Annotated in this window: 8 protein-coding genes and 3 pseudogenes; 4 read left to right on the forward strand and 7 right to left on the reverse strand. The window is 71.3% G+C overall.

The features are described from left to right. Positions 1–100: 100 nt before the first annotated feature. The 4 genes from ABT288_RS17125 to ABT288_RS17140 form a co-directional block, all read right to left on the reverse strand. Positions 101–919, reverse strand: coding sequence for a GNAT family N-acetyltransferase (locus ABT288_RS17125; RefSeq protein WP_351607959.1), 819 nt, complete (start codon positions 917–919; stop codon positions 101–103). Between the two features lie 91 nt (positions 920–1,010). Further along, the gene (locus ABT288_RS17130) at positions 1,011–2,177 is read right to left on the reverse strand and encodes a bifunctional class I SAM-dependent methyltransferase/NUDIX hydrolase (protein ID WP_351607962.1); all 1,167 of its coding nucleotides are present in this window, start codon (positions 2,175–2,177) and stop codon (positions 1,011–1,013) included. A 23-nt stretch (positions 2,178–2,200) separates the two neighbouring features. Beyond that, positions 2,201–2,782 carry a class I SAM-dependent methyltransferase gene (locus ABT288_RS17135; protein WP_351607965.1) on the reverse strand — a complete coding sequence of 194 codons (582 nt, stop codon included), beginning with the start codon at positions 2,780–2,782 and terminating at the stop codon, positions 2,201–2,203. 217 nt (positions 2,783–2,999) lie between these two features. After that, positions 3,000–4,988, reverse strand: coding sequence for an ABC transporter ATP-binding protein (locus tag ABT288_RS17140; protein WP_502972764.1), 1,989 nt, complete (start codon positions 4,986–4,988; stop codon positions 3,000–3,002). 400 nt (positions 4,989–5,388) lie between these two features. On the opposite strand from ABT288_RS17140, the pseudogene ABT288_RS17145 reads away from it, so the two are divergent. Continuing rightward, positions 5,389–5,584: pseudogene (locus tag ABT288_RS17145) on the forward strand (hypothetical protein); the annotation flags it as partial. A gap of 276 nt (positions 5,585–5,860) precedes the next feature. Here ABT288_RS17145 and ABT288_RS50260 read toward each other — a convergent pair. The 3 genes and pseudogenes from ABT288_RS50260 to kdpB all read right to left on the reverse strand — a co-directional run. Further along, positions 5,861–6,052: pseudogene (locus ABT288_RS50260) on the reverse strand (SDR family NAD(P)-dependent oxidoreductase); the annotation flags it as partial. 107 nt (positions 6,053–6,159) lie between these two features. Further along, positions 6,160–6,593: pseudogene (locus ABT288_RS17155) on the reverse strand (SDR family NAD(P)-dependent oxidoreductase); the annotation flags it as partial. Positions 6,594–6,837: 244 nt separating this feature from the next. Next, positions 6,838–8,991 carry a potassium-transporting ATPase subunit KdpB gene (kdpB, locus tag ABT288_RS17160; RefSeq protein ID WP_351607971.1) on the reverse strand — a complete coding sequence of 718 codons (2,154 nt, stop codon included), beginning with the start codon at positions 8,989–8,991 and terminating at the stop codon, positions 6,838–6,840. A 608-nt stretch (positions 8,992–9,599) separates the two neighbouring features. Between kdpB and ABT288_RS17165 the strand changes: the two genes are divergently transcribed. The 3 genes from ABT288_RS17165 to ABT288_RS17175 all read left to right on the forward strand — a co-directional run bounded on the left by ABT288_RS17165 (position 9,600) and on the right by ABT288_RS17175 (position 12,518). Next, positions 9,600–11,012 (forward strand): GlnX family signal transduction membrane protein, encoded by a 1,413-nt coding sequence (locus ABT288_RS17165; protein ID WP_351607974.1) that lies wholly within the window; start codon positions 9,600–9,602, stop codon positions 11,010–11,012. A 197-nt stretch (positions 11,013–11,209) separates the two neighbouring features. Next, a complete protein-coding gene (locus tag ABT288_RS17170) occupies positions 11,210–11,719 on the forward strand; it encodes a SigE family RNA polymerase sigma factor (RefSeq protein ID WP_351607977.1) in 510 nt (169 codons plus the stop codon). A gap of 46 nt (positions 11,720–11,765) precedes the next feature. Beyond that, positions 11,766–12,518 (forward strand): hypothetical protein, encoded by a 753-nt coding sequence (locus ABT288_RS17175; RefSeq protein ID WP_351607980.1) that lies wholly within the window; start codon positions 11,766–11,768, stop codon positions 12,516–12,518. The last annotated feature ends 43 nt before the right edge of the window (positions 12,519–12,561 follow it).

Below are 12,561 nucleotides of genomic sequence, written 5' to 3' on the forward strand. Positions count from 1 at the left end.
TGCCGGCAGGAGACCTCCGCCTGTTCGACTCCCGGCGCGGTCCGGTCACCCACCTGGACGAGCGTGTTCACGACGGCCTCGGGTGCCCCGGCTCCTGCGTTCATCCTTCTTGCGGGTGAAGGAACTTCACGGCTTTGCGGGCCAGGACGGCAGTGAAGTGTTCACGTGCGTCGGGGCGCAGTCGTGCCAGGGTGACCATGCCGGTGATGACGACGTCGGCGACCTCGTCCTGGACGTCTGTCCATGTGTGGCTGTGCCCCTTTCGGGGATTGGTGCCCCGGGCGCCGATGACGGCCTGTGCGGCCTCGCCCACCTCCTCGGCGAGTTTGAGCACTTGCAGGGTCCATTGCTCCTCTGGTCGGAGGCCGTTCCCGGTGTCGAGGTGGCTGAACGTGTCGGCCAGACGCCGGATCGTGTCCCAGGCGTCGGTGGCTGCGGCGCGCGCGTGATGCTCGCGGGACTGCGGAGGCACAGCGGTTCTGCGCATGAGTGCCGGATCGCTGACGAATCCGAGTGCCTCGTACAGGGGCCTGGACGCCTCACTGGCGTGCAGTTCGAAGAGGGTGATGCCCTCCTGCTCCAGGTCGCCGAGGAGTGCCGTGAGGGCGGCCTTGGCGTAGCCACGGCGTCGGTGGCCGGGTCGGGTGGCCACGGCCTGGATGCGTGCGGCCAGTCCCTGCGGGTACCGGGGCGCGGGCAGCACGGGGCTGACCAGGGCCAGGGCGCAGCCGGCGAGTCCACCCTCGGGTGCCTCGACGACGTAGGCCCGGGCATCGCCACCAGGCTGGAGGCGTTCGGCCAGCTGGTCTCGGCACAGGGCCAGCCAGGCCGAGTCGAGCGGTCGGGAGAGGATCAGCTCGGATCGCAGGCGGGTGATGCCTTCGGCGTCGGCGGGCGTGGCACGGCGGGGGGTGGTCACGGCATCGCTCCTTGTCGTATCGGCGCTGGGTGAGGCGGCAGCGGGGCCACCGTCCGGTTGTCCGTGCGGTCCCTCCCGGTCAGGGCTGGGATCACGCCGGGGTGGTCGTGTTCAGGTCGGTGACCGGGGTGAAGCGGGCGGGTGCATGGTCGATCGGCAGGTCGGGGCGCCAGGCGGTGAGGATCTGGGCACTGCACTCGAACAGGTCCGGGGGCAGGGCGTCCGGCGGCCACCAGCGCCAGTCGCCGACGCTCTCGCCGGGCTGGTCGGCCGGCTCTCCGCGCCAGCGGGTGACGAGGGCGCCGAAAGTGATGCGGACGACGTCGCCGACCTGGTCGAGGAGCATGCCGAGGACGCGGACGTCGGCGGGATCGGCGTACAGGCCGGTTTCCTCGGCGAGTTCGCGTACGACTGCCTCCTGCAGTGACTCGCCCGGCTCCACGGTCCCGCCGGGCAGCTCCCGCGTGCCCAGCCGGTGCCGGCCCAGGAGGAGTCCCCGAGGCCCCAGCAACACGGCGCCCACGCCCACGGCCGCGTGGGGGACAGGCGGTTTCGCGGTGCGGGGACGGGCGGTGATCCGGGCCGGCCGGTGGACCTGGAACAGCCGGTAGGAGGCGTGGTTGTGCTCCTCCGGCGCGTCGAGGACGGTGATGCCCTGCACGTGGAGCCCGTACTGCGCGAGCAGGTCTTCCCACAACTCGGGTGTGAGCACCCACATGTGCACGGTGAGATCGTCGCCGCCGGCCAGGCGGAGGATCTCCGGGCGCGGGGTGACGGTCGAGGTCGGGCCGTCGCCGGCGGAGTTGGTGTGCAGCACGGTGAAGTACAGCCGGCCCCCGGGTTTGAGGGCGGCCGCCACGGCGGGCAGGAGCCGGTGCGGGTCGAGGAAGTGGAGGGTGCTGAGGGAGTAGATCACGTCGTACGGCGCTGCCGTGCCCAGGTGCTCGACAGCGTCGGCGAGGACCAGCCGCAGGCCCGGCACATCGGCATAGCGGGCGCGGGCCCGCTCGATCTGGCCGGGGGAAGCATCGATGCCGTCGACCTGTGCGCCGTGGCTGCGGGCCACGTGGGCGGCGTGCCGGGCGGGGCCGCAGCCGAGGTCCAGGACGCGCAGGCCACTGAGGTCTCCGAGCAGGTCGTCCCCCGGTCCGTTCGCCGCGGGACCCCAGGTGATCCGGTCCACTTCCGTGAGGGGCGTACCTCGCCGCAGGTGGTGTTCTCCGTACGCCTCCCACGCGAGGCGGGTCTGCTGTTCCATGTCCAACGCGTTGGCTCCCAGGTTCAGGGGCGGAGTGCGTAGCACCGCAGCACGTCGAGATCGGCGGTGCGTACGACGGACCAGCCCGCGGTGAGGATCTCGGCCTCGGCGGCGCTGATCCCGAGGTGCCGGCGGGGATCACCGGCCTCGCGGCGGCCGGCGAGTTCGGTGACGACCCAGAAGGTCCCGCCGGGGGCGAGGATCTGCCGGACGCGGCCGAGGAAGGCCGGCTTGTCGTCCATCCACCGGTAGACCAGGCGGCAGGTGACGACCGCATACGCGGCATCGGGCAGGGAGTGCAGGTCGTCCGTGGCGAAGTCCATGACACGCCAGGCCGGCCCATCGCCGTGCTGGGGGCATGGGGTGTTCCGGGCTGCGGCGATGGCGCTGGGTGCGAAGTCGATGCCGGTGGTGCGGTATCCGAGCTGGTCGAGGTGGCGGGCGAGGGCGCCCTCGCCAGTGCCGATGTCGAGTGCCGGGCGTCCGCGGCCCGGTCCGACATGGTCGGCCAGCAGCGCGGCCTCGGTGCCGGTGACCTCCCGGTACCGGCGTCCGCCGGACCAGAGCGGCTCCCAGTGGTCGGCGGTGGCTGGGGTGGTCGTCATTCGGCTCCTTCTGTGAGCGGGCGGGACGGCCGGGGCCCTGTCCTGGTGGGCCGGCGGAGGCTGAGAAGCAGGGACAGCACCAGAGAAGGCGCTGCGGTGCCGGGCGGCTGGAACGGCCGTGGCAGCGTCTGGCTGCCCGGGCGAGCGAGCGGCTGGGTCACCCCCAGCCCAGGCCGTGCGGGTCGTGACGTCGTCACGCCCGGGCCGTTCGAGCGGGTCATGCGGGATCCGGGACGGTGGGGGAGCCGGGGCGGGGGATGGTGCCGGCGGGGGCGTACTGGGCGGCCTGCGCCTCGAACATCGAGGCGTAGCGCCCTTGGGCGGCCATGAGTTCGTCGTGGCTGCCGTGCTCGACGAGCCGTCCGTGGTGCAGGACGTAGATGCGGTCGGCGTGACGGACGCCGGACATGCGGTGGGTGACCAGGACGACGGCCCGGTTCGGGGCCGCCAGCCGGCGGATGCGGTCGAAAGCGGCGATCTCGGCCTCCGGGTCGAGGGCGGAGGTGGGCTCGTCCACGATGAGCACGCCGTCGGCATCCGAGCTGGAGCTGCGCCAGTGGGTCCGGGCGAGCCCGATCTTCTGCCACTCGCCGCCGGACAGTTCACTGGCACCGCGGAACATCCTGGCGAGCAGGCTTCGAAGGCCGTCGGGAAGTTTCGCGATGACCGGTCCCGCACCCGCATAGTCCACGGACGGCTGCAGGTCCTCGGGACCGGCCTGCCGGGCCGGCCGGCCGATCCGGATGTTCAACGCCGCCGTGACAGGCCAGCGTTGAAAGTCCTGGGTGAGCAGTGCGACGCGGTCGAAGACTTCGGAGCGTTCGAGGGAGGCGACGTCGGCCTCACCCCACCACACGGTCCCGCTCTGCGGCAGCAGCAGGCCCGACAACACCTTCATCAGAGTGCTCTTGCCGGAGCCGTTCTCGCCGACCACGGCGGTGACCGAGCCCATGGGCAGCGTGAGTGAGACCCCGTTCAGGGCCGGAGTCTCCCGGTCCGGGTAGCGGTAGCCGACCCGGTCGAGAACGACCTGCTTCACCTGCGCCGGGACGGGATCTCCCCCGCTGGGAATGGTGCGTCGCGCCGCCTCGTCCAGGAACCGGGCGTGGTCGCGGACGTAGAGGGACTCCTCGTGCAGCTGGTTCACGTTCATCACCAGCGCGCCCAGGCTCGCCGAGCCGGACCGGACGGCGATGACGGCGGTCCCGGCCACGGCCAGACTCATGTGCCCGCTCATGATCAGCAAGAACATGGCCGCGTACGTCGCCGCCATGGCGAGGCCGGACAGCGCGGCGGCCACCCACTCGGTGACGGCTTTGCCGGCGGCCAGCCGTTCCTGCTCGGCCTCGGCGCTCTCGGCCATACGCTCGTAGCGGCTGAGCAGGAACGGCCCGACGGCGTGGATGCGCACTTCCTGTGCGGCGGTGCGCTCGGTCAGCAGGTTGCCGATGAGGCGACTGGCCCGCACGTGCTCGATCCAGCTCATCACCGACACGTACCGTTCCTGCGCCACCCGCATCGCACCCCAGCCGCGCGGCGCCGCGATCAGGATCAGCATCGGCAGGAGGACCGGGTGGAGGATGGTGAGCACGCCGGCCGTGGAGATCAGGGAAATGGTCCCGTTCAGCGCGGCCACGCAGGCGCCGATCATGCGACGGGCGGATCCGGCGCCGTACTGGGCGACGTCGATCAGCCGCCGGAACTCCGGGTCCTCGATGGCCTCCAGCTCCACCGACGCGGCGGCGGCCAGGTACTGGGTCGTGGCGATCCGCTCGACCAACGGCTCCAGCCGGCCCGCCCGCGAGGTGGACCATCCGGCCAGGCCCGAGTTGACCACGGCAGCTCCGGCGGCGGCGAGCAGGCCCGGCAGCACCGCCTGCAGCCGCTGCGCAGGGGTGCCCGAGCCGAGCAGCGCGTGCATGACGGCGTTGACCGCGAGCAACCCGACGGCCGCGGCGACGCCCTGCCCGATCTCGCTGACGGCCACCGTGAGCAGAGCGCGGCGGTCCGCCTGCCATGCCATCCGCAAGGTCGCCCCGACCAGCCTGGGCATGGAGCGCAGAGCCGACGTCATCGTCAAGTCGAGCCGGGCACGCTCGTGTTCCGACCAGCCGAAGTCGTAACGCAGAGGGCCGCCGAAGAGCTCCAGCTCGGCGTCGGAGACCTCCGGCTCGGCCATCTGCACGCGTCGGAAGAACCTCGTCACAGGGCGCCGCCTCGCGGCACGGGCCGGCTCGGAGCCCGGAGAGCCGGGGTCGGCAGCCGCCGCGCCCTTGCGGTCGTGCCCAGTCGGTTGTGCTGGTGTATTGGCCGAAGTCAACGCCATCCCCCTTGACGGTTGTGCGGCTGGTTCGTGCGGTTCAACGAATCAGCCGGAATTTCGAACACATGTGTTTCGGTCGTGTCGGTAACCCCGCGGTTGAGGGCGCGTCGGAGCGTGCGGACTGCATCGACCCTTGCGGCGCAAGGGCGGGGGGATGGCGCGGCGGTGGCCAAAACGCCGAGCATGCCGCTGTTCCGGTGCCGGGCCCGGGGCGCAGGTGTCTCTTTGACGGACTGGGCAGTTGATGCGGTTGATCGGAAGTCATCTGTCCGGTTGCGCCACGCCCGCGGAGCTCGGCTCCTTCGAGGCCGCCCACGAGCGGCTGCTGCGGTGGGCCGTCGACGGGGCGGTGGAGAGCATCTGGACCGTCCCCGTGGATTCCACCGGGTGCCGAGCTCGGCGACACGCACGCCCGTCCTCTGGCCACCACGGTCACCGCCGGGCAAGCAGGTGACGCACCCGGGTTCGCCACCGTGATGCCCGGGCCCGCAGACGACCCCAGGAGACAGAATCCATTGCGTCACCGTGCCGCTCCGCGGCAGGCTCGGGTCATTGCCCGGGGCGGCTCCTCCGCGAGAGCTCCGCTCTCCTGTTGCCCATCGATTCGCGCTTCCAGGCAGGAAGGCGGTGAAGCCCGGTGCCGGTGCGCATCACCAGGCCCATGGCGAACACCACCGCCCGCACCCGGGGCACCCGCACGTCCCCCGACCATGTCCGAGCGCAGGGCAACGGGATCCGCTTCCGGGGACTGTTCTTCAGGCGGTGCGGCCGACCAGCAGGTCCGCGAGCTTGTTCAGGCGGCGGATCGTGCGGTCCTCGGTCGCGGCCGGGGCCGGGTCGACGCGCTCGTCGCGGTCGTAGTAGGCGCCGTTGACGATCTCGACGGCCGGATCGCAGAGCCGCACGACGTGGGCGGCGCCCTCGGCGGGGGAGACACCCTGGTGGGCTACGCCCAGTCCCAGCCCGCCCTCACGGTTTTCGCGGCCGACCCGCGCGTCACCGCCGTCTCCGTCCACCCCGGCGTCTGCGACACGGCCCTGCTCCCGCTCTACGATACGTTGACGACCCGGCCGCCCGGGTCGCTGGTGAGCGCCGGCTCCAGCAGGCACGTCAGCAGGTAGTGGGCGAGGAAGTTGACCTGGAAGGCGATCTCGTTGCCGTCGGCGGTGACGGTGTGCCGCTCGGGGGCGGCCATCCCGCGTTGTTGACGAGGACGTCGAGATGCGGGTGCTCGGCGACCACCTTGCGCGCGAAGGTCTCGACCTCGTCCAGGCGCGCGAAGTCGGCCGCACAGGTGCACAGTTGACCGCCGTCGACGCCGGCCGAGGAGATCAGGCGGTCGGCGCTCGCGCGCGCCTTCTCGGCGGTACGGCCGTGCAGCAGCACGGTCGCGCCGCGCTCGGCGAGCTGCCGCGCGGTCTCGTGGCCGATGCCGGAGGTGGCACCGGTCACCAGGACGGTACGGGACGAAAGTGTGGAGTTGGACATGATCCCATCCGGGATTGCGGGCACGCCGATGCGGCCCCGCGAGGGGCGGTGGACGTGCGGTGAGAAAGGATGAACGAGGGGCGCCGGAGCCGATCACGGCGCCCCTCGGGTCACGGAAAGCGGCGTCGGCGGGACGCGGGCGCTTCCGGTCAGCGCGGCTCACGACGCCGAACGCCGTTCTCTGACGGGGCCCTGACGTGCGCATACGGGACCTTGACGAGCGAGCCAGGCGGCTGGACGCGGTTCACCCGAGGCCGGGCACCCCCGAGATCAGCAGGTCGATCAGCTTGATGCCCACGAACGGCAGGACGAGACCCCCGAGGCCGTAGACGAGCAGGTTGCGGCGCAGCAGGTCGTGCGCGGAGGACGGGGTGTAACGCACCCCGCGCAGGGCGAGCGGGATCAGGGCGACGATGATCAGCGCGTTGAAGATGATCGCCGAGGTGATCGCGGAGGTCGGGCTGTGCAGGCCCATCACGTTCAGCGACTCCAGTCCCGGGTACGAACCCGCGAACATCGCCGGGATGATCGCGAAGTACTTCGCCACGTCGTTGGTGATGGAGAAGGTCGTCAAGGCCCCTCGGGTGATGAGGAGTTGCTTGCCGATCTCGACGATCTCGATGAGCTTGGTCGGGTTGGAGTCGAGGTCGACCATGTTGCCGGCCTCCTTGGCGGCCGACGTACCGGTGTTCATCGCCACGCCGACGTCCGCCTGCGCGAGGGCGGGCGCGTCGTTGGTGCCGTCACCGGTCATCGCGACCAGCTTGCCGCCCTCCTGCTCCCGTCTGATCAGGGCGAGCTTGTCCTCGGGGGTGGCCTCTGCCAGGTAGTCGTCGACGCCCGCCTCCTCAGCGATCGCCTGGGCGGTCAGGGGGTTGTCGCCGGTGATCATCACCGTGCGGATGCCCATGCGGCGCAGTTCGGCGAAGCGTTCTCGGATGCCGTCCTTGACGACGTCCTTGAGGTGGATCAGGCCGAGGACACGCGGCCCGTCCCAGTCGTGCACCGCGACCAGCAGCGGCGTCCCCCCGGAGGCGGCCACGGCATCGGCGTGGAGCCGCGCCTCGGGCGGCACCTGGCCGCCGTACATCTGCACCCACTCGATCACCTGCCGGGCCGCGCCCTTGCGGATGGCGCAGACGGCCCCGTTCCCCCAGCGCAGGTCCACACCGCTCATCCGGGTCTGCGCGCTGAAGGCCACCCAACGGGCGTTCGCCAACTCGCCCTCGGCCGGTGCCCGCAGGCCGTACCCGTTCTTGGCGAGGACGACGACGGAGCGGCCCTCCGGCGTCTCGTCGGCCAGTGAGGAGAGCTGGGCCGCGTCGGCCAGTTGACGTTCGTCGATGCCGGGGAGCGGGACGAAGGCGGCGGCCTCGCGGTTGCCGAGGGTGATGGTGCCGGTCTTGTCGAGCAGCAGAGTGTTGACGTCGCCCGCCGCCTCGACCGCACGGCCGGACATGGCGAGCACGTTGCGCTGCACCAGCCGGTCCATGCCGGCGATGCCGATCGCGGAGAGCAGGGCGCCGATCGTGGTCGGGATGAGCGTGACAAGGAGGGCGACCAGCACGGTCGTCGACTGCGCGGCGCCCGCGTACTCGCCCATCGGCTGGAGGGTGACGACCACCAGGAGGAAGATGACGGTCAGCGAGGCCAGCAGGATGTTCAGCGCTATCTCGTTCGGGGTCTTCTGCCGGGAGGCGCCTTCGACCAGCGCGATCATGCGGTCCAGGAAGCTGTGCCCGGGCCGGGCACCGACCCGGACGACGATCCGGTCGGACAGGACCGTGGTACCGCCTGTGACACCGCTCCGGTCGCCGCCCGCCTCCCGGATGACGGGCGCCGACTCCCCGGTGACCGCCGACTCGTCCACCGCGGCCACGCCGTCGACGACGTCGCCGTCGGCCGGGATCATCTCGCCCGCCTCGACGAGCACCACGTCCAGAGGCTTCAGATCGGTGGCCGCGACGGCCTCGGTGCGGGCGGTGGCGAGGTTCGTACCGTAGTTCCAGTGCAGGAGGCGGAGTGCCACCGTGTCGGTGCGGGCCTTGCGCAGCGACTCGGCCTGCGCCTTGCCGCGGCCCTCGGCGACGGCTTCGGCGAGGTTGGCGAAGACGACCGTCAGCCACAGCCAGGTGCTGATGACCCAGGTGAAGACGGCCGGGTGCAGTAACGCCGACAGCGTGGTGAGGACCGCGCCGACGGAGACGACGAACAGCACCGGGTTCCTCACCAGGATGCGCGGGTGCAGCTTGCGCAGCGCCTCGGGGAAGGAGCGGATGAGCTGGGCGGGTTCGAACAGTCCACTCGGGGCCCGGCGGCGAGCCCCTCCCTCCGGTCCGGTCCGGGATCTGCCCCGGAGGCGTGTCGGCGGGGCCTGTTCGGGGGCAGCGGGAAACATGGACACCTTCGTGTCTTGGGGGGAGACGGGGACTTCGGCCGCGGTCCGTGTGGTGCCGGAGCCCCGGCACCACACGGTGGCGCACGGACGTCGGCACGGGACGACGACAACATCGTGCGCGGGTGCCTGCCTCTTCTGACACGCACCACACCGCCGTCGCGCCGCTTCGGAGTGACGACTCCTCAGCCGTGGGGGCCGCTGACGCCCGCGGCCCCCACCGGCGGCTGACAGCGAATTTAGCCCTGTGTGCGGCGACAGTTGTCGTGCCGGGCGGGGAATTTGCGCGACCCATACGGCGTCTGCGCCCCGGACGTCAAAGTGCCGTCAAACGAGGCTGAGGAACCATCAGGGACCCGTCAACGTGCGCCGCCGGTGGCCGAATCCCGCCGCAGACTGATCATCAACGGGGGACGGGCGACCGTCCGTGGTGTGACGTTGGAGGGACCGTGACGCTCACGGCCGGGTCGGCGCAGGATCCTCGGACCGAGGAAGGCGCAGCGCCACGGAGTGCGGTGGCCGCCCCGCGCGGGGGCAGCCCCGGACCGCGGCAGCGAGGGGGTTCGCGGACGGCCGGACCGGGTCCGGGACGGCGCCTGTCGCGGCAGGCCGTGGCCGCGCGGGCCGCTCTGCGCCGCCGCTACTGGGCCACCGTGCCCGCACGGCTGCGTCTTCTGCGCGCGGCCACGGTCCTTCTGACCGCCGCCCTCGCCGGGCTCCTGCTCGTGGCCGGGCTCGCCGCCCTCGGCACCTGGAGCAGCGTGGCCGACCGAGACGCTCCCCGCACCACCAGCGCCGCCGATCTCAAGCTGGCGCTGAACGACATGGACGCCCAGGCCGCCAACATCCTGTTGTCGAACGGCGACGCGGGGAAGGGACGCCTGCAGACCCCGTACCAGAAGGCGGTCGGCTTCTACAGTGCCTCCCGGCGCGAGATCGGACACGATCTGCGTGCGCTCGCCGTCGCCGCGCAGGGCAGTGGGTCCGACGAGAAGACCGTGGAGTCGCTGACCGACGACTTCGCCGAGTACCAGGAGCTGATAGGCCGGGCCCTGGAGAACGACGGCCATGCCGGCGGCAGACCGGCCGCTCTGACCGACCACCGCCGCGCGACGGACCTGCTGCGCACCCGACTCGTGCCCGCCGCCAACACCTTGGTGTCGTCGAACAACGCGGCCTTCGACGCCGAGTACGCCTCGGCCCGATCCACCCTCTCCGCGCAACTCGTCACCGTCCTGGTCCTGGGTGTGCTCTTGCTGGCCGTGCTGGGCGCCCTGCAGTGGTATCTGGCCCGCGTGTTCCGGCGCGTCCTCAACCCGGGGGTGCTGGCCGCCACGGTCTGCACCTTGCTCGCGGTGATCCTCGGGTCCGGGATGCTGTCGGCCTCCGCCGAACACCTGCGGGTGGCCCGGCACGACGCCTTCGACTCCGTCGTCGCCCTCTCCCGCGCCCGCGCCATCGCCTACGACGCCAACGCCGACGAGAGCCGCTACCTGCTCGACCCGCAACGCCGCGAGCAGTACGCGGACTCGTTCCTCGCCAAGTCCCAAGCGCTGTACGGCCTCAAGGGCGCCACCCTCTCCACGTACGACTCGGAACTGAGCACCACCTGGCAGGCGTACGAGGCCGACCACCGAGACCTGCGCTTCACCGGCGAGTTCCGCCGCGAGCTGGACAACATCACCTTCCCCGGAGAGCGGGCCGCGGCCGAGAAGACGGTGGAGACCTACGCCGTCTACCAGCGCGACGACCGCAGGATCCGCGCACTGATGGCCTCCGGCAAGGAGCGCGAGGCGGCCGAATTCTGCATGGGCTGGGAACCGGACACCTCCAACGCGCACTTCGGAGCATGGATGGCCGCCCTGGACCAGGTGACGGACATCAACCGTGCCCACTTCACGTCCTCCGTCCGGGACGGCCGCGCAATGGTGAGCGGCTTGCTGCCTTGGGCGGGCGGCTCGCTTGCGGCGGCTGCCCTGCTGTCCTTGCTCGGGCTGCGGCCCAGGCTGGCCGAGTTCCGTTAGGTGCGCTTTGCGCCGGTCTGCGGGGTGGGCGGTGAGGTGAGGCGAGCGCGGAGTCGGTCGGCGGCACCTTGCTCTGCGCACCGTGCGCGACTCATCCCGAGGGGTGCTTGCGAGTATCTGAAGATTCTTTCGACGAAGATGGGACGCGGAGGGACGCTCGCGGCGTCGTTACAGTGAGCCGATCGAAAGGATCTTGGATGAGGCGCCGCGACGAAGAGAGCTTCCTCGCGTTCGCGGCAGCGCGTTCGGGATCGCTGTTCCGCTCGGCGTGTGTGCTGTGCAGCGGCGACGAGCACCTGGCAGAGGACCTGGTCCAGGAGGCCCTGGGGCGCCTCTGCGCCAGGTGGCCCCGGATGGGGCAGGTCGAGAATCCTGCTGCGTACGCCCAGACGGTGTTGGTGCACACGTTCCTCACCCACCGTCGTCGCCGTAGCAGCGCCGAACTGCCGACGTCCGTTGTGCCGGAGCCGCCCGCGCCCGCCGAGGCCGACGCGCCGTTGAGGGTGACGCTCTTGAACGCGATGGGGCATCTGTCGCCCTGGGACCGGGCGGTCCTGCTGCTGCGGTACTGGGAGGACCGCAGCGTCGAAGAAACCGCGGACATCCTGCAGATACGCCCCAGGGCGGTACGCAACCGCAGCATGCGGGCTCTGGGCAGACTGCGCGAGCTGCTCGGCTGCGATCTGACGGAACTCGCGCACCACTGAACGCTGTCCGACCCGTCCCCTCCTCCCTCTTCTGGAGCCGTGCGCCATGCCGATCGAGGAAGACTTCACCAACACGCTCCGAGCGGAGCTGAGTTCGTGCAAGCCCGATGTGCTCGTGATCCTCTCCGAAGGCGTACGCCGGGGCCGGCGCCGACGCAGGCAGCGGGCGGCCCTGCTCGCCTGCGTGGCCGTCCTGCTCTCCGGAGGCATAACCGGCCTGCTGCTGCCGGAACCGGAGCACCCGACCGGCGCTGCCGGTGAACCCCACACGGTCGCGGTGGCCCCAGCGACGCCACCGCCCCGAACACCCACGCCACGTGCCTCACCTCCGGCGGTGTCCCGCACCACCCCCTGGGCCTGGTCGTCCGAGGCGGTGCTCCTGCGGTTCAGGGCGTTGGTGCCCGCCGGCATCACAGTGGCCCCGGGGAGGCCTCCTGCCGCGGGCGCTGAGAGCTTTGTGCGGTACGTGGAACTCGATGACGGACGGGGGGCCTGCTGGCTGGCGATCTCGGCTCACCAACTGGTCAAAGACCAACTGCGCCAGCAGCACGGCTACATGCTGACCGTCACATCCCCGCTGCCCGACGGGACGCTCGTCCACACCCAGCAGATCCAGCATCAGCCGGGCATGGCCCCGTACCAAGTGGTCGACGCGCTGCGATCCGACGGGATGGACGTCTTGATGACCCTGTCGTCCGCCTCGTACCCGGACCGCGCCCCTGTGAGGTCCGCGCCGATCCTGAGCGCCGCTCAGCTGATCGCCATCGCGACGAGCCCCAAGTGGGCGCCGGGACCGTGACGCGGACCCATGCAAGGCCGGACGCCCAGCCCAGTAAGCCGGC

Origin of the sequence: Streptomyces sp. NPDC001093 (assembly GCF_040298985.1) — a bacterium.
GTDB lineage: Bacteria > Actinomycetota > Actinomycetes > Streptomycetales > Streptomycetaceae > Streptomyces.